Annotated in this window: 21 protein-coding genes; 11 read left to right on the top strand and 10 right to left on the bottom strand. The window is 67.9% G+C overall.

Translation table 11 applies throughout. The features are described from left to right. Positions 1 to 57: 57 nt before the first annotated feature. From ybeY to IFT54_RS16315, 3 genes are all read left to right on the top strand, one after another. Positions 58 to 567, top strand: a complete 510-nt coding sequence (ybeY, locus tag IFT54_RS16325) for an rRNA maturation RNase YbeY (protein ID WP_031393855.1) — start codon at positions 58 to 60, stop codon at positions 565 to 567. 8 nt (positions 568 to 575) lie between these two features. Beyond that, a complete protein-coding gene (locus IFT54_RS16320; protein ID WP_056409144.1) occupies positions 576 to 1475 on the top strand; it encodes a hemolysin family protein in 900 nt (299 codons plus the stop codon). A gap of 209 nt (positions 1476 to 1684) precedes the next feature. Beyond that, entirely contained in the window at positions 1685 to 3010 is a 1326-nt protein-coding gene (locus tag IFT54_RS16315; protein WP_056409142.1) for a PQQ-dependent sugar dehydrogenase, read from the top strand. 123 nt (positions 3011 to 3133) lie between these two features. On the opposite strand, the gene IFT54_RS16310 is transcribed toward IFT54_RS16315, so the two are convergent. After that, entirely contained in the window at positions 3134 to 3436 is a 303-nt protein-coding gene (locus tag IFT54_RS16310) for a polyhydroxyalkanoic acid system family protein (protein WP_031438938.1), read from the bottom strand. Between the two features lie 10 nt (positions 3437 to 3446). Further along, on the bottom strand, positions 3447 to 3866 hold the full coding sequence (locus IFT54_RS16305) for a VOC family protein (RefSeq protein ID WP_192071387.1): 420 nt from the start codon (positions 3864 to 3866) through the stop codon (positions 3447 to 3449). 694 nt (positions 3867 to 4560) lie between these two features. Here IFT54_RS16305 and lnt point away from each other — a divergent pair. Together lnt and metK are read left to right on the top strand one after the other, a co-directional pair. Then, on the top strand, positions 4561 to 6120 hold the full coding sequence (gene lnt, locus IFT54_RS16300) for an apolipoprotein N-acyltransferase (RefSeq protein ID WP_342354852.1): 1560 nt from the start codon (positions 4561 to 4563) through the stop codon (positions 6118 to 6120). Positions 6121 to 6192: 72 nt separating this feature from the next. Then, on the top strand, positions 6193 to 7410 hold the full coding sequence (gene metK, locus IFT54_RS16295; protein ID WP_031395305.1) for a methionine adenosyltransferase: 1218 nt from the start codon (positions 6193 to 6195) through the stop codon (positions 7408 to 7410). Positions 7411 to 7501: 91 nt separating this feature from the next. On the opposite strand, the gene IFT54_RS16290 is transcribed toward metK, so the two are convergent. The 4 genes from IFT54_RS16290 to IFT54_RS16275 form a co-directional block, all read right to left on the bottom strand. Then, the gene (locus IFT54_RS16290; protein ID WP_192071438.1) at positions 7502 to 8614 is read right to left on the bottom strand and encodes an AI-2E family transporter; all 1113 of its coding nucleotides are present in this window, start codon (positions 8612 to 8614) and stop codon (positions 7502 to 7504) included. 89 nt (positions 8615 to 8703) lie between these two features. Beyond that, positions 8704 to 8988 (bottom strand): hypothetical protein, encoded by a 285-nt coding sequence (locus tag IFT54_RS16285; RefSeq protein WP_042466252.1) that lies wholly within the window; start codon positions 8986 to 8988, stop codon positions 8704 to 8706. Between the two features lie 33 nt (positions 8989 to 9021). Next, positions 9022 to 9693 carry a phosphatase PAP2 family protein gene (locus IFT54_RS16280; RefSeq protein WP_192071385.1) on the bottom strand — a complete coding sequence of 224 codons (672 nt, stop codon included), beginning with the start codon at positions 9691 to 9693 and terminating at the stop codon, positions 9022 to 9024. After that, positions 9693 to 10538 (bottom strand): formate/nitrite transporter family protein, encoded by an 846-nt coding sequence (locus IFT54_RS16275; RefSeq protein ID WP_192071384.1) that lies wholly within the window; start codon positions 10536 to 10538, stop codon positions 9693 to 9695. Before IFT54_RS16275 ends, IFT54_RS16280 begins: the two co-directional genes overlap by 1 nt. Before the next feature lie 65 nt (positions 10539 to 10603). Here IFT54_RS16275 and trmB point away from each other — a divergent pair, with 65 nt between their 5' ends. After that, positions 10604 to 11284: a tRNA (guanosine(46)-N7)-methyltransferase TrmB gene (trmB, locus tag IFT54_RS16270; protein ID WP_056409132.1), complete on the top strand. Its 681-nt coding sequence runs from the start codon at positions 10604 to 10606 to the stop codon at positions 11282 to 11284. Here trmB and IFT54_RS16265 read toward each other — a convergent pair. Beyond that, positions 11281 to 12369, bottom strand: a complete 1089-nt coding sequence (locus IFT54_RS16265) for a GNAT family N-acetyltransferase (protein WP_192071383.1) — start codon at positions 12367 to 12369, stop codon at positions 11281 to 11283. The genes trmB and IFT54_RS16265 overlap by 4 nt on opposite strands. Before the next feature lie 122 nt (positions 12370 to 12491). On the opposite strand from IFT54_RS16265, the gene IFT54_RS16260 reads away from it, so the two are divergent. From IFT54_RS16260 to IFT54_RS16245, 4 genes are all read left to right on the top strand, one after another. Next, positions 12492 to 12968 (top strand): DUF2721 domain-containing protein, encoded by a 477-nt coding sequence (locus tag IFT54_RS16260; protein WP_031440529.1) that lies wholly within the window; start codon positions 12492 to 12494, stop codon positions 12966 to 12968. Further along, positions 12965 to 13378, top strand: coding sequence for a DUF4345 domain-containing protein (locus IFT54_RS16255; protein ID WP_166746950.1), 414 nt, complete (start codon positions 12965 to 12967; stop codon positions 13376 to 13378). The genes IFT54_RS16260 and IFT54_RS16255 overlap by 4 nt, the downstream gene beginning before the upstream one ends. 39 nt (positions 13379 to 13417) lie before the next feature. After that, positions 13418 to 14614 carry a thiolase family protein gene (locus IFT54_RS16250; protein WP_192071382.1) on the top strand — a complete coding sequence of 399 codons (1197 nt, stop codon included), beginning with the start codon at positions 13418 to 13420 and terminating at the stop codon, positions 14612 to 14614. A 222-nt stretch (positions 14615 to 14836) separates the two neighbouring features. After that, the gene (locus tag IFT54_RS16245; protein ID WP_192071381.1) at positions 14837 to 15508 is read left to right on the top strand and encodes a peptidylprolyl isomerase; all 672 of its coding nucleotides are present in this window, start codon (positions 14837 to 14839) and stop codon (positions 15506 to 15508) included. A gap of 19 nt (positions 15509 to 15527) precedes the next feature. Here IFT54_RS16245 and IFT54_RS16240 read toward each other — a convergent pair whose 3' ends face one another. The 3 genes from IFT54_RS16240 to IFT54_RS16230 are packed head-to-tail and all read right to left on the bottom strand — an operon-like array spanning position 15528 to position 19254. Then, positions 15528 to 16883: a dihydrolipoamide acetyltransferase family protein gene (locus tag IFT54_RS16240; protein ID WP_107045644.1), complete on the bottom strand. Its 1356-nt coding sequence runs from the start codon at positions 16881 to 16883 to the stop codon at positions 15528 to 15530. Continuing rightward, positions 16883 to 17890 (bottom strand): alpha-ketoacid dehydrogenase subunit beta, encoded by a 1008-nt coding sequence (locus tag IFT54_RS16235; RefSeq protein ID WP_031394420.1) that lies wholly within the window; start codon positions 17888 to 17890, stop codon positions 16883 to 16885. Before IFT54_RS16235 ends, IFT54_RS16240 begins: the two co-directional genes overlap by 1 nt. Before the next feature lie 56 nt (positions 17891 to 17946). Continuing rightward, positions 17947 to 19254 (bottom strand): thiamine pyrophosphate-dependent enzyme, encoded by a 1308-nt coding sequence (locus IFT54_RS16230; RefSeq protein ID WP_192007551.1) that lies wholly within the window; start codon positions 19252 to 19254, stop codon positions 17947 to 17949. Between the two features lie 204 nt (positions 19255 to 19458). On the opposite strand from IFT54_RS16230, the gene IFT54_RS16225 reads away from it, so the two are divergent. After that, positions 19459 to 19806: an MmcQ/YjbR family DNA-binding protein gene (locus IFT54_RS16225; protein ID WP_192071380.1), complete on the top strand. Its 348-nt coding sequence runs from the start codon at positions 19459 to 19461 to the stop codon at positions 19804 to 19806. Positions 19807 to 19816 lie beyond the last annotated feature (10 nt).

Genomic DNA, 19816 nt, shown 5'->3' with positions numbered 1-19816 from the left:
GGAACTTTGCCACCTGTGTAATGATTTCGTCCTGACGTTTCCGCCGGAAGGACCCGCATGCTCGAAATCGCGCTCTCTTCGGAGGCTCCCTGGCCCGACCAGGACTGGGACGGCCTTGCCCAGCGCGCCGCGACCGCGGCGATCGAACGCACCCCGCACGGCCAGCTGCTGACCGGCGCCGCCACGGTCGAGATCTCGTTCCGGCTCGCGTCGGACGACGAGGTCCACACGCTCAACAAGCAATATCGCCAGAAGGACAAGCCGACCAACGTCCTGTCCTTCCCGATGGTCCAGGCCGATCTGCTCGAGACGATCGCGCAGAATTCGGACGATGGCGAGGTGCTGCTCGGCGACATCATCCTCGCGCACGGCGTCTGCGTCGCGGAAGCCGCGGAGCGCGGCATCTCGGTCGAGGATCATGCGATGCATCTGATGGTGCACGGCACGCTGCATCTGCTAGGCTATGATCATATGGACGACGACGAGGCGGAGGGTATGGAGCAGATCGAACGCGACGCGCTCGCCGCGCTCGGGCTCCACGATCCCTATCTCATCACAGAGGACTGACGACCACGATGGCCGATGGCCCCAATGCCGGAAACGGCGATAGTACCGACAGTATCTGGCGCGGGCTGAAAGGCCTGATCTTCGGTGCCCCCGACGAATCGCTGCGCGATCAGCTAGAGGATGCGATCGACCGGCACGAGGGCGATCCCGCCCCCGATGCCAAGGGCGATCTCACCCCGCTCGAACGCCAGATGGTCCGCAACCTGCTGCATTTCAGCGAGCGGGACGCAGGCGATGTCGGCGTGCCGCGCGCGGACATCATCGCGGTCGAGGAGGAGACGTCGTTCGCCGACCTCGTCAAGCTGTTCGCCGAGGCCGGCCACAGCCGCCTGCCGGTCTATCGCGACAATCTCGATACGATCATCGGCATGGTCCATATCAAGGACGTCTTCACGATCCTCGCGACCGGCGCCGAGCATCCGACGACGCTCGCCGGGCTGATCCGCGAGCCGCTCTACGCACCGATGTCGCGCGGCGCGCTCGATCTGCTCGCCGACATGCGCCAGAAGCACGTCCATCTGACGATCGTGCTCGACGAATATTCGGGCACCGAGGGCCTCGTCACGTTCGAGGACCTGATCGAGGAGATCGTCGGCGATATCGAGGACGAGCATGACGACGCGCCGCAGGTGCTGATGACGCCGATCGACGGCGGGGCCTGGGACGCGGACGCGCGCGCCGAGCTCGAGGATGCCGCCGAACTGATCGACCCGCGGCTCGCCGAGGTCGATGGCGATATCGACACTTTGGGCGGTCTCGCCGCGCTGCTCGCAGGCCATGTCCCGCAGATCGGCGAATGCGTCGATCATCCGAGCGGCTGGAAGCTCGAAGTCACCGAAGCCGACGAACGCCGCGTCAACCGCCTCCGCCTCCACCCCCCGGTCGTGCTGGTAGAGGACGACGACTGACACGAAGGGGGCGGTGCGTCGGCCGACACGACCCGCCCCCCCCCGCACGTCATTCCCGCGAAGGCGGGAACCCATACCGGCTGACCATCCGACAGCACGCAGACCCTGCCGCTCTGGATCCCCGCCTCCGCGAGGATGACGAAGCTCGCGGGATACCCAACCGCAATCGCGCCATTGCCCCCGCCCGCACTCCCGCCTAACTCTCCTGCATGCGCAAACACATCCTCATCGTGCTCGGGCTGATCATCCTTGTCGGGATCGCCGGGTTCACCTGGCTCGCCTGGCCCGATACCGCCCGGCTCGACGTCAACCAGGTCACCGGCAAGCGGCCCGACATTACCGCGCCGCGGATCCAGATGCTGCCGACGATCGGCGTCGCCAAGGCGGTCGGCTGGCCCAAGGGCGCGATGCCGACCGCGGCGGCGGGGATGAAGGTCCAGCCGTTCGCGGCCGGGCTCGATCATCCGCGCTGGCTCTACCGCCTGCCCAATGGCGACGTGCTGGTCGCCGAGACCAATTCGCCACCGCGTAAAGGTCCCGGCGTCGTCACGACGGTGATGAACTTCCTGATGGGCCGCGCGGGTGCGGGCGTGCCCTCGGCCAACCGCATCACGCTGCTGCGCGACGCGGATGGCGACGGCGTGGCGGAGACGCGCTCGGCCTTCATGACCGGGCTCAACTCGCCCTTCGGCATGACGCTGATGGATGGCCAGCTCTATATCGGCAACACCGACGCGCTGGTCCGCGTGCCCTATACCGAGGGCGCGACCCGGATCACTGCCAAGCCCGAGCGTGTCATCCCGCTCAACGGCGGCGGCAATCACTGGGCGCGCAACGTGATCGCCGCCCCGGACGGCAAGACGCTTTATGTCGGCGTCGGCTCGGCGTCGAACATCGCCGAAAACGGCATGGACGCAGAGAAATACCGCGCCAACATCCTGCAGGTCTGGCCGAAGGACAAGAACTGGCGGATCTATGCCGCCGGTCTGCGCAACCCCAACGGCATGGCGATCAACCCCAAATCGGGCCAGCTCTGGACCGTCGTTAACGAACGCGACATGCTCGGCTCGGACCTCGCGCCCGACTATCTGACCCAGGTCGAGTTCGGCGATCACTTCGGCTGGCCCTGGTATTATTGGGGCGGCTATCCCGACGATCGGGTCGAGCCGAAGAACCCCGCGCTCCAGCAATATGCCAAGCGTCCCGACTATGCGCTCGGACCGCATGTCGCCGCGCTCGGCCTGACCTTCGCGAGCGACGCGAAACTCGGCGACCGCTTCACCAACGGCGTGTTCGTCGGCGAGCACGGCTCGTGGAACCGCAAGCCGCTCTCGGGCTACAAGGTCGTCTATATCCCGTTCGGCGACACCGGCTTCCCGGCGGCGAACGCAAAGCCCGTCGACGTGCTCGGCGGCTTCCTCAACAAGGATGGCGAAGCACAGGGCCGCCCGGTCGGCGTCATCACCGACAAGAGCGGCGCGCTGCTCGTCGCCGACGACGTCGGCAACACGATCTGGCGCGTCAGCACGAAGTAAGTGCCTTCTTCCCCGTCATCCTGACGAAAGTCAGGACCCAGGATCACGAGCGCGTCGTGTGTAACTCTGGGTCCTGACGTTCGTCAGGATGACGGGCGGGGCGGCATCAAGCCGCGCAAACCCTCAGCGCAGCAGCTTCGGCCCTTCCTTGCGGATCATGTCCTGCACCTTGCCTGCGAACAGCCCGAGCAGCCCCGGCAGGTCGACGATCGCATGGACAGTGTCCTCGAACACCGTGACCTTGCTGCCGATCACCTGCCCCATCGCGCTCACGGTGAAGTGCAGTGTATCGCCTTCCCAGCGCCGATCGGTCACCGATCCGCCGGGGATCTTCGATCCGATCGTGTCGATGCCGCTGTCGAGCCGCGAGCGCACCCCCGCCTTGCCGAGCTTGTGGGGGATATCGACCGAAATGGGATTGGACATTCTTTGATCCTCAGTGTGCGAACAGCATCGCGTCCTGTGCGAACGCCTTGAACTCGAGCGCGTTGCCGCTGGGGTCGCAAAAGAACATCGTCGCCTGCTCGCCGACTTCGCCCTTGAAGCGGACATGCGGCGCGATCCCGAACCGGACCCCCGCCGCCGCGACCCGCTCGGACAGGCTGGTCCAGTCGTCCATCGTCAGCACGACGCCGAAATGCGGCACCGGCACCTGATGCCCGTCGACCGCATTCTCGACCGCGATCGCCTTCGCCGCCGGATCGAGATGCGCGACGATCTGATGCCCGAACAGGTCGAAATCGATCCAGTGGTCACTCGACCGCCCCTCGGGACAGCCAAGCGTCCCCCCGTAAAAGGCCCGCGCGGCGGCGAGGTCATGGACGGGAAAGGCGAGATGAAAGGGGCGCAGCGTCATGCGGGCAGGATAGAGCGGATGATCCCCTGCGTCACCCCGCCCTCGCTATGCGATGCCCGCCGACCGTCTGCCGCTCAAGTACCGCCCCCATTCCTCTCCACCACCCCGGCGAAGGCCAGGGTCCAGTTGGGGGGCGGTGGTAACGAAGGACAGCGCGCCGTCACTGCGACCTTCCCACCTGGGCCCCGGCCTCCGCCGGGGTGGTGCAAGGGATGCGGCCTGCACGATCCTAATTGTCGATATAGTACCAGCTGCCCGCAAGAAGATGGCACCACCCCGGCGAAGGCCGGGGCCCAGTTGGGGGACGGTGGTAACAAAGGACATCGCGTCGTCACTGCGACCTCCCCACCTGGACCCCGGCCTTCGCCGGGGAGGTGCAAGGGATGCGGCCTGCACGATGCTAATTGTCGATATATTACCAGCCGCCCGCAAGAAGATGGCACCACCCCGGCGAAGGCCGGGGCCCAGTTGGGGGACGGTAATAACTAAAGGTTGCGCGTCGTCACGGCGACCTTCCCAGCTGGACCCCGGCCTTCGCCGGGGTGGTCATGTGTGGGGGTAGATTCAGGAGTTGGTGTCGATGCCAACGAAAACGCCCCACCGCACCAGCCCCGCCCCCCTCTCCCGCCCCACCGCCACGTCAGATGCAGCCTCAGATATTGCCCGCCCCCCGCCGCCACGCCATAGCGCAGGCGTGACCCGCTCTCCCGCCCGCGCCGCCCTCACCTCCCCCGCGCTCGCCTGCGTCCTGCTCGGCGCGATCGCCGCGACGGGGTTTGCGCCGCTCGATCTCTGGCCGCTCGCGCTGGTCGCAGTCGCCGCGTGGCTTGCGCTCGTCCACGATGCACCGACGTTCCGCCAGGCGCTGTGGCGCGGCTGGCTGTTCGGGCTCGGGCATTTCACCGTCAACAACAACTGGTTCCAGCACGCGTTCGACTTTCAGGACGCGATGCCACCGGTGCTCGGCTATTTCGCCGCGGTCGGGCTCGCGCTCTATCTCGCGATCTTCCCGATGGTCGCTGCAGGCCTCGCCTGGCGGTTCGGACGCCGCGCGACCGCGACGCCCGACCCCGCCTTCATCCTCGTCTTCGCCGCGGCGTGGATCGCGACCGAGTGGCTGCGCAGCGTGTTGTTCACCGGCTATGCCTGGGATCCGCTGGGGGTGATGTGGCTGCCCGCGATCGGCATCGCGCGGCTGTCCGCCTGGATCGGCACCTATGCGCTGTCGGGGGTGACGATCGTCGCGGCGGGATCGCTGTGGATGCTCAGCCGTCGCCGCGTCGCGATGCCCGCGATCGTCGTGCCCCTGCTCGCGCTCGCCGCGATGTCGGCGCTGTGGACCGACGCCCCCGCCGCCCCCGCCAATGCCCCGCGCGTCCGCGTCGTCCAGCCCGATATCGGCCAGGAGGATCGCAGCGAATCGGACGGCGAACGCGTCCTGTCCGCACTCGAAAAGCTGTCGGGCACCCCCGGCGCCACCCCCCGCCTCGTCGTCTGGCCGGAAGGCGTGGTGCGCGACTATCTCGAGGACGGCTATCCCTTCTACGCCTATGACTGGTCGAGCCCGGCCTATCTGCGCCGCCGGATCGCGCGGCTGCTCGGCCCCGACGACATCCTGCTGACCGGCGGCACGTCTTTGTCGTTCGACCGCGAGGACCGGATCGCGGGCGCGACCAATTCGGTGTTCGCGATCGACGCACAGGCGCGGCTGCGCGGCCGCTACGACAAGGCGCATCTCGTCCCCTACGGCGAATATCTGCCGATGCCGTGGCTGCTGAAACCGCTCGGGCTCGCGCGGCTCGTCCCCGGCGACATCGACTTCACCTCGGGCGAGGGGCCGGGCAATCTGACGCTTGCGGGCTTCGGGTCGATCGGCATCCAGATCTGCTACGAGATCATCTTCTCGGGCCAGACGGTCGACCGCGCGCACCGCCCGCGGCTGTTGTTCAACCCCTCGAACGACGCCTGGTTCGGCAGCTGGGGCCCGCCGCAGCATCTGGCCCAGGCGCGGATGCGCGCGATCGAGGAGGGGCTGCCGATCGTCCGCGCCACCCCGACCGGCATCTCCGCGATCATCGCCGCGGACGGCCGCCTGCTCGCCACCGTCGCGCATGAGATCGCAGGTGCGGCCGAGCTGCCGATGCCGACCGCGCTGCCCGTGACGCTGTTCGCGCGGCTCGGCAATCTGGCGGCGGGGCTGGTCATGGCGGCGATGATCGCCTTGGCCGTTGCCCTGCGCCGCCGCGAACGCTAGAAGGACATATAAAGCTTTCCTTATATGATGCTCCGCGGTGCCCCACCGCCGGGCCTTTTGCGAAGAGGTTTCATGCGCAAGTCCTTTCTCTTCACCTCCGAGTCGGTCTCCGAAGGCCATCCCGACAAGGTCGCCGACCAGATCAGCGACACGATCGTCGACCTGTTCCTCGCCAAGGATCCGCAGGCACGTATCGCCTGCGAGACGCTGACGACCACGCAGCTCGTCGTCCTCGCCGGCGAGATCCGCGGCAAGGGCATTTATGAGAACGACCAGTGGGCCGATGGCGTGCTCGACGAGATCGAGGCGGCCGTCCGCAACACCGTCAAGGAAATCGGCTACGAGCAGTCGGGCTTCCACTGGAACGAGTTCCGTTTCGAGAACAATCTCCACGGCCAGTCCGCGGAGATCGCGATGGGCGTCGACGAGAGCGGCAACAAAGACGAGGGTGCCGGCGACCAGGGCATCATGTTCGGGTACGCGACCGACGAGACGCCGGGCCTGATGCCCGCCACGCTCTACTACAGCCACAAGATCCTCGAGCGGATGGCCGCCGATCGCCATTCGGGCGCAGCCCCGTTCCTCGAGCCCGACGCCAAGAGCCAGGTGACGCTCGCCTATGAGAACGAGAAGCCGGTCCGTGCGACCGCGCTCGTCGTCTCGACCCAGCACGCACCGGGCTATTCGGAAAAGGGCAAGAACCCTGATCCGGCCAAGTACGCCGAGCTGCGCGACTATGTCATGGGCGTGTTCACCGACGTGCTGCCCGCGGGCTTCATCTCGGACGAGACCGCGATCTACATCAACCCGACCGGCGCGTTCGAGATCGGTGGCCCTGACGGCGACGCCGGCGTCACCGGCCGCAAGATCATCGTCGACACCTACGGCGGCGCAGCCCCGCATGGTGGCGGCGCATTCTCGGGCAAGGATCCGACGAAGGTCGATCGCTCGGCCGCCTATGTCGCGCGCTATCTGGCGAAGAACGTCGTCGCCGCCGGGCTCGCCCGCCGCTGCACGATCCAGCTGAGCTACGCGATCGGCATCGCCGAGCCGCTGTCGGTCTATGTCGACACGCACGGCACCGGCACGGTCGAAGAGGCCAAGCTCGAGGCGGTCCTGCCCAAGCTCGTCCGCCTCACGCCCAAGGGCATCCGCGAGCACCTCAAGCTCAACGCGCCGATCTACAAGAAGACCGCGGCGTACGGCCATTTCGGCCGCGAGCCCGAGGGTGACAGCTTCACCTGGGAGCGCACCGATCTGGTCGACAAGCTGAAGGCGGCAACCGCCTGAAGCACCTCGCCCGATAGGCGATACAGAAAAGCCTCCCCCGGACCGTCCGGGGGAGGCTTTTTCATGTCCGCTACGCAGGATCGGGTCGCGATCAGCCGGGTGGCGACCGGTCGGCCCCCGCCGCGTCGCCGACCAGCGGCGCGCTCGCGCGCTGCCGATGCCGCTGCTCGGTCAGGATCTGCCACGACGCCAGGAACAGCGCCGCGACCAGCGGCCCGACGACGATGCCGCTGAGGCCGATCAGCTCGATCCCGCCCAGCGTCGTGACCAGCACGACGAAATCGGGAATCCCCGTGTCGCGCCCGACCAGGATCGGTCGCAGGATATTGTCCGCCATACCGATCACGACGACGCCCGAGATGATCACCACCAGCCCCTGCCAGATCGCGGTGGTCGCGAGCAGATAGACCGCGACCGGAACCCAGACGATCGCCGGCCCGAGCGCGGGCAGCAGCGAGGTCAGCGCCATCAGCAGGCCCCAGAGCAGGGCCGCCGGCAGCCCGACGATCCAGAAGGTCGCCGCACCCAGCCCGCCCTGGACCAGCGCGACGATCACCGTGCCCTTGATCGTCGCGCGCACGACCGACACGAACTTGTCGACAAGCGCGGCGGTGACCGACCGCTCGAGCGGCAGCGCGTCGCAGATCTTCGGCCCGATCGTCTCGCCGTCGCGCAGCAGGAAGAACATCACGTACAGCGCGATACCGAAGGCGAGCAGGAAGGCGGCGGCGTTGCGCCCGATCGACAGCGCCTGGCTGGCGATCGTCCGCACGCTGTTGCCCATCGTCTGCGACAGTCGCGCCTGGATCCGCTCGATCGAATCGAACCCGGCCTTGTCGAGCAGCGTTTGCAGACGCGTCGGCAACGCATCATGCACCTGGTTGAAATAGGCGGCGAAATTGATCTCGCCATTCTGGATGCGGGTATACACCGTGCCCGCCTGGTCGACGATCATCCCGCCGATGATCATGCTCGGCACGACGACCGCGAACAGGATGATCAGCAGCGTCAGCGCAGCGGCGGTGTTGCGACGCGTCGGCATCCGCTCCAGCAGACGCTGGAACAGCGGCTGGAACAGGATCGCGGCGAGCGCCGCCCACAGCAGCGCCAGGGCGTACGACCAGACGACCACGACGAGCGCGATCGTGATCACCACCAGGAATATCAGGAATCCGCCCGTTTCGAGCCGGCGCCGGTTGATCATCATGCATCCCCCCCAACATCGTCGGTCGGCCCCAGGCGCCGCCGACGATACCGCCCCCGCCCGAATCGGCGGGGACGGCATCATTGTACTTAGCGCAGCGCGGCGCTGCCGTTGACGAGGGCCGCCTTCTGCTCGTTCGACATCGCGGCGGCGTTCACGTCCGCGTCGTCGACCGCCTCGCCCTGCTTCTCGCCCTGATCGCGAACCGCCTCGGCGCGATCCTCGAGATTGTCGGCAGCCGCCTCGAGCGCGTCGGCGCGGTTCTCCGCGGCGCCCTCGACCTGGCTGCCCAGCTTGTCGTCACCCTTGCCGCCACAGGCTGCGAGCGGAATGGTCAGCGTTGCGAGCATGAGCGCGGTAGCAATGGTCTTCATGTATAAATCCCTCTTGTGAGGCCATCCAAACCGTCACGCTGACGAAACGGTTCCCTCGACCCCGTTCGGCACTGTCGCGGGGTCGTGATCCGCGGATCTTTCCGTGTTTTCAGTGACATGCTCGACGACCGGCGCGACACGGTCGAACAGTGCGCTGACCGCCGCCTCGGCGATCCAGCCGACCGCCGCGCCGACGACCAGGTCGGACAGATAATGCTTGCCGTTGACCGGCTGCGCCGCCGCCACCGCGACCGTCGCCAGCGCCGACGGCATCGCCGCGCCGTCGATATCGCGCGACGCCGCACGCGCGACCGCGACCGCGCCCGCGGTATGGCCCGACGGGAAGGACGTCTGCTTGTGGTCCTGGCTGTCGCCCGTCTCGAACCGCGCCTTGCCGGTGTCGAGCGCATGGCCCGGCCGCGTCCGGTCGACCGAATGCTTGATCACCGATTTCGCCGCGGTCGCCGCCAGGTGCGAGGCAAGCATCCGCGCGCCGCCGCGGATCAGGTCGGGCCGCCGCGCGACCAGCCCGATAACCAGCGTGCCGATCGACGTCGCGATCAGCTGCGGCTGGTCGGCGACCTCGGCGAGGAAGCCGGTCGCCTTCACCACCGGCGCGTCGCGGTGTTCGGCCAGCTTGTAGGTCGCCTTGCGGTCGGCCTCGGCGATCTTGGCTGCCGCACTCTTGCTCTTGCCCGTCATCATCAGTCCTTCTGTCGCATTTCGCCGCGCACCTGCGCATGCGCCAGCAGCGCGAACACTCCCGCACCACCGACGAGATTCCCCATGATTGCCGGCAGCAACAGTCCGGCAAAGGTCCGGACCAGGTCGACATGCCCGGTGAACAGCAGCAGGAACGCCTCGTCCGATCCGACGATCGAATGGCTGAACCCGCCGATCGCGACCACATAGGTCACCGCGAAGATCACCATGAACGCCTCGCCGCGCGCATTGGGCAGCGACCAGGCGAGGATCGCGATCATGAACCCCGCCGGGATCGCGTTGACGAACGTCGCCCAGGCGCCAAGCTCGGTGATCCGCATCGACACCGCGATCATCGCTTCGCGCAGCTCCGCCCCGCCCAGCACGCCGCCCGCGATCGCCGCCGCGGTCAGCGCGGTGCCGAGCAGGTTGGCGCCCAGCACGATGCCCCACAGCCGCAACGTCCGCCGCAGCGCCCAGCGCGACGGCGTGGTCACCAGCGGCAGCATCGCGCTGATCGTGCTCTCGGTGAACAATTGCATCCGCCCGAGAATGACGACCAGGAACCCCGCCGGATAGCCGAGCGACACGACCAGCTCGCGCCACGGCGTATCGGGCAGCGCGGCGTGGAGCGCGCCCTCGGCGACCAGCGACGCAGTGATCGCGAGCCCCGCCGCGAGCGCGGAGAAGAACAGCGAAACCCCCGGGCGCGCGAGTTCGTCCTCGCCCGCCTCGCGCACCGCGCGGTGGAGATCGCCCGCGTCCGCCGCCTTCAGGTCCTCGACGTCCTGCTCGGGCCCCTCGGGTGCGGACCCGGTGTCCGACGTGGTGGTGCTGTTTTCGGCCATTACGGCCTTGTAACGGACCGCTACGTGCTTTGCTCCCGCGCAATCGACCGCTAGAGCGCGCGGCGATGAACGATCCCGCCACCATTCGCCGCCTCTATGGCCGTCGCCAGGGCCACAAGCTTCGCCAGGGCCAGTCCGCGCTCGTCGAGGAGATGCTCCCGCGTCTGTCGGTTCCCGAGACGGGGATCGTCGACGCCGCCACCCTGTTCGGCGACGACCGCCCGCTGCATGTCGAGATCGGCTTCGGCGCGGGCGAACATCTCGCCGGCCAGGCATCGGCCAATCCGGATGTCGGCTTCATCGGCTGCGAACCGTTCCTCAACGGCGTCGTCGGCGCGCTCGGCCATATCCGCGACGGCGGGCTGACCAATGTCCGGCTCTATATGGGCGACGCGCTCGAGGTGATCGAGCGGCTGCCCGATGCCAGCCTCGACCGGCTCTACCTCCTCCACCCCGATCCCTGGCGCAAGGCGCGGCACGCCAAGCGGCGCATGGTCAATCACGGTCCGCTCGACACGATCGCCGCCAAGCTGAAGCCCGGCGCCGAATTCCGGCTCGGCACCGACGATCCGACCTATTGCCGCTGGTCGATGATGATCATGGACCAGCGCCGCGACTTCACCTGGCAGGCGCGCACCCCGCAGGACTTCCTGACCCGCCCCGACGACTGGCCCGAGACGCGCTATGAGCGGAAAGCCCGGCGCCAGGGCCATGAGGTCTGGTATTTCCGCTATATCCGCGACTAGCGCCCGCCGCTGCGCCGCCACCAACCGGCCAGCGCGCGACCGGCGAGCGCGGGCAGCCCGGGCCTGAGTAACAGCCAGTCGCGGATCGGCGCGCCCTCCGTCGCGCCGATCACCCGCTTGTAGCCGCTGTCGCCCGCGCCCCAGTCGACCCTGGTCGCGCCGCGCGCCATCGCCGCGACCAGGTTGCGCCAGTAGAGCAGCTTGCCCGGCGAATGCTTGGCGAAACGCGGGTCGTAGCTGTTGGCGATCGCATAGATCAGCGTCCCCGTATCGATGTCGAACGAGAAGGCGGCGGGCACGCCGTCGACGCGGAGCAGCGCCGCGCGGAACATCCCCGCCAGCACCGGATCGACCGCCGCCGCCTGCCAGAAGGCGAGATGGCCGTCGGTCGTGAACTTCATGTCGCGACGATCGGTTTCCTGCGCGACCCAGCTCGTCTGCTCGACCGCGCCCAGATCGGCGAACCGCGCCGGCCAGTCCGCCCCCGCCAGCGCCTGCCAGTCGAGCGCGCCATGCTCGGCCAGATGCTTTTCGTGAAACCGGTTCTTGCGCAGCGTCGAGTTGCGCGGCCAGCGCTCGCCATCGACGCTCGGCACGAGGTCGAGCACCCAGGCGTCGCCGACATGCCGGTCGATCGCGCACCAGCCCGCCCCCCGCGCGCTCGCGATCAGCGCGTCCGCCGCCGGATCGCCGTCCTGAACCGGGCCGATCCGCAGGCCGTTGCACTGCACAGATAGTCCGCGCAGCGCCGCCGCGCGTGCCGCCTCGCTTGCCCCCATCGCCATGCCGAAACTGCGGAACGGCCAGTAACAGCCCGGCACCGTCGCCAGCCGCAGCCACGCCGGGCCGAGCGCGACGAACGGCAACGCGATCGCCGCGACGCCGTCCTCCTCGACCACCAAGGTCTTCGCACGGCCGCCATAGGCACTCAGCGCGGCCGCATACCAGCCATAGCGCAGGAACCGGTGGCTCGGCGCCGCGCGCGCGGCGACCGCGTCGATCGCGATGCTCAGGCCCTCGACCACGCTTGCCTGCGCGCTCGGTGGCACCGGCACGCGGTCGGACAGGAGCATCGGCTTCGACATCTCACGCCCCCTAGCAGCAATCCCTTACCAGGTAGTGCAGGATCGCACCCGTCGCCGCGGGGCTTCAGGGCGGGGGCGGGATTGGCTTCCCTCCGGCGCGGTTATTCCGCATGATGATCAGGATGATACCCCTTCCCGCCGTTTCGACGATCGCGCAGACGATCCAGCTGTCGCTTGCGCCCGTCTTCATGCTCGCGGGCATCGGCCAGCTGCTCAACGTGCTCGCCGGTCGCCTCTCGCGCGTGATCGACCGCGCCCGCCAGCTCGAAAAGCTCCATCCCAGCAGCGCGGGGCCCGAACGCATCCGCCATATCTGGGAGTTGCGGCTGCTCGACCGGCGGATGACGATCATCAACGCCTCGCTCTTCCTCGCGGTGTCGAGCGCGATCATGACCTGTATCGTCATTGCGCTGCTGTTCATCGCCGAACTCGCCAAGCTGCACTTCGGGACCTATGTCGCGGTCTCGTTCATCCTCGCGATGATCCTGCTGATCGCCGCCTTTGCCAGCTTCATGATCGAGGTGCGGATCTCGCTGGTCGCCTTCCGCATCCGCCCCGAACTGCTCGACAACCCCGAACTGCTCGACAAGCTGACATGACGCTCGAACACCGCCTGCTGCAGGGCGTCGTCGCGCTCGCCTGCCTCCTGCCGCTGCTCGTCGGCGGTCAGGGGATCGTCCACGGCCCCGCGCCGTTCGGCCACCTCGCCGACGTGCCCCGCGATCTCGACAGCCATTTCCGCTATATCTCGGGCATCTTCTTCGCGACCGGGCTCGGCTTTCTCAGCTGCATTCCGCACATCGAGACCAAGGGCCCGCGCTTCCGCCTGCTCGGCGGGCTGATCGTGGTCGGCGGCTTCGCGCGGCTCGTCTCGCTGATCGATGTCGGCATGCCGTCGCGCGGACATGTGCTGGGGCTCGGCATGGAAATCCTCGTCGTGCCGCTGCTGATGCTCTGGCAGGCGCGCCTCGCCCGCCGGGCCCTTTCCAACGCCGGACCGAATCCCTAGACGAGGCTTGACCATACCCGGTCCTCGAAAGGTCCAAGCATGCGTGAAGCCGCCATCGTCTCGACTGCCCGTACCGCCATCGGCAAAGCCTATCGCGGCGCGTTCAACGCGACCGAGGCACCGGTGCTCGGCGGGCACGTCATGAACGCGGTGGTCGAGCGCGCCGGGATCGACCCCGCGCGCATCGACGAGGTGTTCTGGGGCGTCGGCAACCAATGGGGGACTCAAGGCGGCAACGCCGGGCGCATGGCGCTCTTCGCCGCCGGCCTGCCCGAATCGGTTCCCGCGGTCACGCTCGACCGCAAATGCGGCTCGGGGCTGACCGCGGTCGCGCTCGCTGCCCGCACGATCATCTGTGACGAGGCCGATGTCGCGCTGGCGGGCGGGATGGAATCGATCAGCTACACCGTGACGAAGGACGCGCCGCGCTACGTCAACCAGAGCGTCACCGCGCGCGAGCCCGCCGCCTATATCCCGATGATCGAGACCGCCGAGATCGTCGCGCGCAAATATGGCATCAGCCGCGAGGCGCAGGACGCCTATGCCGCGATGAGCCAGCAGCGCGCCGCCGCCGGCCTCGCGAGCGGCGCGTTCGCCGAGGAGATCGTGCCGATCACCGTCGAGAAGGCGCTGTTCGACAAGCAGGGCGCGCGCACCGGCAGCGAGCACGTCACGCTGACCCAGGACGAGGGGATCCGCGCGGGCACGACTGCGGAGGCGCTCGCCGGGCTCAAGACGGTCTGGCCGGGCGGCGATTTCTCCAGCCCGGGGACCAGCGTCACCGCGGGCAATGCCAGCCAGCTCTCCGACGGCGCCTCCGCACAGCTGCTGATGGACCGCCGGACCGCGGAGGCCGAGGGCAAGGAGATCCTCGGTATCTATCGCGGCTTCCAGTCCGCGGGCTGCGATCCCGCCGAAATGGGCATCGGCCCGGTCTTCGCGATCCCCAAGCTGCTCGACCGCGCCGGGCTGACCGTCGCGGACATCGGCCTGTGGGAGCTGAACGAGGCGTTCGCGTCGCAATGCCTCTATTGCCGCGACCATCTCGGCATCGATCCCGAAAAGTACAACGTCAATGGCGGCGCGATCGCGGTCGGCCACCCCTTCGGCATGACCGGCTCGCGCCTCGTCGGCCACGCACTGATCGAAGGGCGCAAGCGCGGCGTCCGCTATGTGGTGGTCTCGATGTGCACCGCCGGCGGCATGGGCGCCGCGGGCCTGTTCGAGATCGTCTGACGTGACGGGGTGGGAGGGATGACGCACCCTTCCGTCGCTCCGCACCATCCACCCTGCCCCCTCCCGTCATCCTGACGAACGTCAGGATCCAGGGTAACAGGCCACAGCGCTCCTGGCTCTGGATCCTCACTTTCGTCAGGATGACGGCGGGTATAGAGGCTCAGCCTGTCCGGGATCGCCGACCCGGCGAAGGCCCCGAATGACAAAGGTCGTGCCCTGCGTATGCGTTTCCTCCTCCTCCCGGCACTCGCGCTGCTGGCCACCCCGGCCTCCGCCGCCCCCCAGAAGCCCACCCCCGCGAAACCCGGCACCGTCCGCGTCCGCCTCACCACCTCCGAAGGCCCGATCACGCTCGCGCTCGACACGCGCCATGCCCCCAAGACCAGCGCGAACTTCCTCGCCTATGTCGATGACGGCCGCTTCGACGGCACCGATTTCTACCGTGCCGCGCGCAGCAAGAAGGCGCCCAAATTCGGCTTCGTCCAGGGCGGCATCCGCACCGACGCGCGGCGCATCCTGCCCGCCTTCCCGCTCGAGACGACGACGCAGACCGGCATCCGCCATCTCGACGCGACGATCTCGATGGCGCGCGGCAGCGAACCCGGCTCGGCGGGCGGCAATTTCTTCATCACCGTCGGCCCGACGCCCGCGATGGACGCGCGTCCGGGCTATCTCGGCTATGCGGCCTTCGGCCATGTCGTCGGCGGCATGGACACGGTCCGCCGCATCCTCGCCAAGCCGACCGGTGGCGGGCTCGACGCGTTCAAGGGCCAGATGATCCTCAACCGCGTCGCGCTGATCAGTGCCAAGCGGCTCGACGGCACGCCCCGCCCGACCAGCGGCCCGCGACCATGGCTGTTGAAGACCCGCCCCACCCCGCCACGGCCGCGCTGACGCCCCACGGTCCGGGACCTCAGTCCGCGAACAGCAGGACCGGCGTCTCGAGATACTTTTTCAGCCCCTGGACGAAGCTCGCCGCGTCCCAGCCATCGACGACGCGGTGGTCGCAGCTGATCGACAGGTTCATCAGCTTCGCACGGACCACTTCGTCTCCCTTAAATACGGGGCGTTCGACGATCTTGTTCGGCCCGATGATCGCGACCTCGGGCCGGTTGATCACCGGTGTCGTCGCGATCCCGCCGAGCGGCCCGAGCGAGGTGACGGTAATCGTCCCGCCACCCATCTCGTTCGGCGCGAGCTTGCCCGCGCGCGCCGCCTCGGCGAGCCGCGTGATCTCGGTCGCGAGCTGCCAGACGTTGCGGTCCTGCGCGTCGCGGATCACGGGCACGGTCAGCCCCGCATCGGTCTGCGCCGCCATGCCCAGATGAATGCTGCCGTGGCGGGTGACCACGCCCGCCTCGTCGTCGTAGCGCGCGTTGAGCATCGGGAAATCGGGGATCGTCTTGCAAATCGCGACGATCATCAGCGGCAGCATCGTCAGCTTGGGTCGCCCGCCACGATTGGCGTTCAGATCCGCACGCATCGCTTCCAGCGCGGTGACGTCGATCTCGTCGACATAGGTGAAATGCGGGATCGCGCGCTTCGACGCGGCCATGTTCTCGGCGATCTTGCGCCGCATGCCGATGACCTTGATCGGCTGGTCCGCGCGCGCCCGGCTCGCCCCCGGCGCCTGATAGCCCTGCCCCGCGCCATACCGCAGATACGCGTCGAGATCGGCATGACGGACCCGGTCGGACTCGGTCTTCACCGACGCCAGATCAATCCCCAGATCCCGTGCCCGCGCCCGCACCGCGGGCGACGCCAGTGCGTGTGCCTTGGCGGCAGCGGCGACCAACCCCTCACTCCCCCCCGGCGAAGGCCGGGGTCCAGTTGGAACGTCTGCAGTGATAGCGGTCCGAGGCTCGTCATCTGCCGACCCCACCTGGGCCCCGGCCTCCGCCGGGGTGGTGGAGGTCGGCGTATCGACCACCTCCTCAACCCCCGGATTCTCCGCCTCATACTGCTCCGCCGTCTCCGCCTGCGCCGCCGTCAACGGCGCCGCCACGACCTCGCCCCCGGCGTCGACCGCATCCGTCTCGATCACCACCAGCGCAGCACCGATCGACACCTGATCCCCGACCTCGCCCGCCAACTCGACGACGACGCCCGACACGGGCGACTCCATCTCGACGGTCGCCTTGTCGGTCATCATGTCCGCGACCGGCGAATCCTCCTCGACGCGGTCGCCGATCGCGACGTGCCATGCGACGATCTCGGCTTCCGAGATGCCTTCGCCGATATCCGGCAGTTTGAAGGTAAAGCGAGCCATTATGCGTCCTTCATGATCTTCTTGAGGGCCTCGGTGATACGGACCGGCCCCGGGAAATAGGCCCATTCCAGGCTGTGCGGGTAGGGCGTGTCGAACCCGGTTACGCGCTCGATCGGTGCCTCGAGATGGTAGAAGCACCGCTCCTGCACCAGCGCCGACAGCTCCGCGCCAAAGCCGCTGGTCCGCGTCGCCTCGTGGACGATCATGCAGCGCCCGGTCTTCTTCACCGACGCCTCGATCGTCTCGATGTCGAGCGGGACGAGCGTGCGCAGGTCGACGATCTCCGCGTCGATCCCCGTCTCGGCGATCACCGCCGCGCAGACATGCACCATCGTCCCGTAGGCGAGGATCGTCAGCGCCTCGCCCGCCCGGACGATCTTCGCCTTGCCGAGCTCGATCTTGTAATAGCCGGTCGGCACCTCGCCCGCCGGATGCTTCGACCAGTTCTGCGACGGCCGATCCCAATAGCCGTCGAACGGCCCGTTATAGATGCGCTTGGGCTCGAAGAAGAGCGTCGGGTCATTGTCCTCGATCGCCGCGATCAGCAGGCCCTTCGCGTCATAGGGCGTCGACGGGATCACCGTCTTAATCCCCGACATGTGCGTGAAGAGCCCCTCGGGGCTCTGGCTGTGAGTCTGCCCGCCGAAGATGCCGCCGCCGAACGGCGATCGCACCGTGATCGGCGAGGTGAACTCGCCCGCCGAGCGATAGCGCAGCCGCGCGGCTTCCGACACGAGCTGGTCGAGCGCGGGATAGATGTAATCCGCGAACTGGATCTCGGGGACGGGACGCAGGCCATACGCGCCCATGCCGACCGCGACGCCGATGATCCCGCATTCGGTGATCGGCGTGTCGAACACGCGCGTCTTGCCGTGCTTGGCCTGAAGCCCCGCGGTCGCGCGGAACACGCCGCCGAAATAGCCGACATCCTCGCCCATCACGATCACGTCGGGATCGCGCGTCATCATGATGTCCATGGCCGAGTTGATCGCCTGGATCATGTTCATCCGGCTGGTCTCGCCGCCGTCCGCTGCGTCGGACTCGGGTGCCTCGATCATGTCGCTCATGCCTTGCGATCCCATGGACGGCCGCTTGCCGCCTCTTCATCGAGCATCTGCTGACGCTGCTCCTTCAGATGCCAGGGCAGCTCCTCGAACACGCCGTCGAACAGCGATTCGAGCGGCTGGTGCAGCCCATGGCCGAGGATGCCGTTCTTCTCGGCCTCCTTCTGCGCGGCCTTGACCTGCTCGGCGAGCTCCTTGTCCTGCGCCGCGTGGCGTTCGTCGTCCCATTCGCCGATCGCGATCAGGTGATCCTTCAACCGCTTGATCGGGTCGCCGAGCGGCCACGCATTGGGCTCGCCTTCGCTGCGATACTGGCCGGGATCGTCCGAGGTCGAATGGCCTTCCGCGCGGTAGGTGAAATGCTCGATCAGCGTCGGCCCCTGATTGGTCCGCGCCCGCTCGGCCGCCCATTCAGTGGCTGCGTACACGGCAAGCGCATCGTTCCCATCGACGCGAAGCCCGGCAATGCCATAGCCGACCGCCCGCGCCGCAAACGTCGTCGCCTCCGCGCCGGCAAACCCGGAGAAGCTCGAAATCGCCCACTGGTTGTTGACGACGTTGAAGATCACCGGCGCGCGGTAGACCGCGGCGAAGGTGCACGCCGAATGGAAGTCGCCTTCCGCGGTCGATCCCTCGCCGCACCAGGTCGCCGCGATCCGCGTGTCGCCCTTGGCCGCCGACGCCATCGCCCAGCCCACCGCCTGCGGATATTGCGTCGTAAGGTTGCCCGAGATCGAGAAGAACCCGGCTTCCTTGACCGAATACATGATCGGCAGCTGCTTGCCGCCGAGCCGGTCCGCGGTGTTCGAATAGATCTGGTTCATCATGTCGACGAGGCTCCAGCCCCGTGCGATGAGCAGCCCCTGCTGCCGATAGGAGGGGAAGCACATGTCCTCGTAATCGAGCGCATAGGCCGCCGCGACCGCGACCGCCTCCTCGCCCAGCGCCTTCATGTAGAAGCTCGTCTTGCCCTGACGCTGCGCGCGGAACATGCGCTCGTCGAACGCGCGGAGCAGCGCCATGCTGCGCAGCATACGGCGCAGCATATCGGGCGAAAGCTTGGGATCCCATGGCCCCACCGCATGGCCCTCGTCGTCGAGAACGCGGACCAGCGTATAGGCGAGATCAGTGAAATCGCTCGCCTTGTCCGCGGTATCGGGGCGCCGCGCCTGCCCCGCGGGCGGCACGTCGACTTCGGCGAAATCGACCGGATCGCCGGGTCGAAACTTCGGTTCGGGCACATGCAGCGTCAATCCGGGTAGATTGCGCAGCGGCTGCGAATCGGCGCGAGGGTGCTCGCTGGCCATCGTCACTCCATCTCCATCGCCCGGCGGCGTACGCGCCGGATCGCTCTTCACGGCCTTGTTATAAAATTTCAACGGCATTGGCGAGAGGGAGTTTTGTTCGGTTGCCGCATTCGCACCGGCGGCGTGCAACGCCGTGCGATCAATGCGATAGCATCACCCTGCGGACGCGGGGATACAGGGGCAGACAGGGGGAGGCAGGGCGACATGCTGCAGGACTGGGACGCCGTCGTCGCGATCGGATGCACGCTGCCGGGTGTCGAGCCGGGCACCAGCTACGGCCGGCCCGCACTCAGGTTCCGCGGCAAGACGCTCGCGTCGACCACCGCGCCCGATCCCGGCAGCTTCGTGCTCCATATCGGCCTCGACGAGAAGGAGATCCTGCTCGACACCGATCCCGCGACCTTCTGGCAGACCGATCATTATGACGGCTGGCCGGCGGTGCTGGTCCGCTACGGCACCGGCGCGGGCGAGCGGATCGCGGATCTGCTCGCCCGCGCCTGGTGGGACCGTGCTACCGCGGCTCAGCGCAAGGCCTATGGCGAGCGCCCCTAGCCGGCTCGCG

Origin of the sequence: Sphingomonas sp. CFBP 13714 (assembly GCF_014842205.1) — a bacterium.
Taxonomy (GTDB): domain Bacteria; phylum Pseudomonadota; class Alphaproteobacteria; order Sphingomonadales; family Sphingomonadaceae; genus Sphingomonas; species Sphingomonas aerolata.
The sequence above is the reverse complement of the archived record's forward strand: the minus strand, read 5'-3'. Positions and strand labels throughout refer to the sequence as shown.

What these genes read in the sequence shown, in the direction of transcription:
- ybeY (WP_031393855.1), top strand. Translation starts at nt 58, where the DNA reads ATGCTCGAAATCGCGCTCTCTTCGGAGGCTCCCTGGCCCGACCAGGAC.
- IFT54_RS16320 (WP_056409144.1), top strand. Translation starts at nt 576, where the DNA reads ATGGCCGATGGCCCCAATGCCGGAAACGGCGATAGTACCGACAGTATC.
- IFT54_RS16315 (WP_056409142.1), top strand. Translation starts at nt 1,685, where the DNA reads ATGCGCAAACACATCCTCATCGTGCTCGGGCTGATCATCCTTGTCGGG.
- IFT54_RS16310 (WP_031438938.1), bottom strand. Translation starts at nt 3,436, where the DNA reads ATGTCCAATCCCATTTCGGTCGATATCCCCCACAAGCTCGGCAAGGCG.
- IFT54_RS16305 (WP_192071387.1), bottom strand. Translation starts at nt 3,866, where the DNA reads ATGACGCTGCGCCCCTTTCATCTCGCCTTTCCCGTCCATGACCTCGCC.
- metK (WP_031395305.1), top strand. Translation starts at nt 6,193, where the DNA reads ATGCGCAAGTCCTTTCTCTTCACCTCCGAGTCGGTCTCCGAAGGCCAT.
- IFT54_RS16290 (WP_192071438.1), bottom strand. Translation starts at nt 8,614, where the DNA reads ATGATCAACCGGCGCCGGCTCGAAACGGGCGGATTCCTGATATTCCTG.
- IFT54_RS16285 (WP_042466252.1), bottom strand. Translation starts at nt 8,988, where the DNA reads ATGAAGACCATTGCTACCGCGCTCATGCTCGCAACGCTGACCATTCCG.
- IFT54_RS16280 (WP_192071385.1), bottom strand. Translation starts at nt 9,693, where the DNA reads ATGATGACGGGCAAGAGCAAGAGTGCGGCAGCCAAGATCGCCGAGGCC.
- IFT54_RS16275 (WP_192071384.1), bottom strand. Translation starts at nt 10,538, where the DNA reads ATGGCCGAAAACAGCACCACCACGTCGGACACCGGGTCCGCACCCGAG.
- trmB (WP_056409132.1), top strand. Translation starts at nt 10,604, where the DNA reads ATGAACGATCCCGCCACCATTCGCCGCCTCTATGGCCGTCGCCAGGGC.
- IFT54_RS16265 (WP_192071383.1), bottom strand. Translation starts at nt 12,369, where the DNA reads ATGTCGAAGCCGATGCTCCTGTCCGACCGCGTGCCGGTGCCACCGAGC.
- IFT54_RS16260 (WP_031440529.1), top strand. Translation starts at nt 12,492, where the DNA reads ATGATACCCCTTCCCGCCGTTTCGACGATCGCGCAGACGATCCAGCTG.
- IFT54_RS16255 (WP_166746950.1), top strand. Translation starts at nt 12,965, where the DNA reads ATGACGCTCGAACACCGCCTGCTGCAGGGCGTCGTCGCGCTCGCCTGC.
- IFT54_RS16250 (WP_192071382.1), top strand. Translation starts at nt 13,418, where the DNA reads ATGCGTGAAGCCGCCATCGTCTCGACTGCCCGTACCGCCATCGGCAAA.
- IFT54_RS16245 (WP_192071381.1), top strand. Translation starts at nt 14,837, where the DNA reads ATGCGTTTCCTCCTCCTCCCGGCACTCGCGCTGCTGGCCACCCCGGCC.
- IFT54_RS16240 (WP_107045644.1), bottom strand. Translation starts at nt 16,883, where the DNA reads ATGGCTCGCTTTACCTTCAAACTGCCGGATATCGGCGAAGGCATCTCG.
- IFT54_RS16235 (WP_031394420.1), bottom strand. Translation starts at nt 17,890, where the DNA reads ATGAACATGATCCAGGCGATCAACTCGGCCATGGACATCATGATGACG.
- IFT54_RS16230 (WP_192007551.1), bottom strand. Translation starts at nt 19,254, where the DNA reads ATGGCCAGCGAGCACCCTCGCGCCGATTCGCAGCCGCTGCGCAATCTA.
- IFT54_RS16225 (WP_192071380.1), top strand. Translation starts at nt 19,459, where the DNA reads ATGCTGCAGGACTGGGACGCCGTCGTCGCGATCGGATGCACGCTGCCG.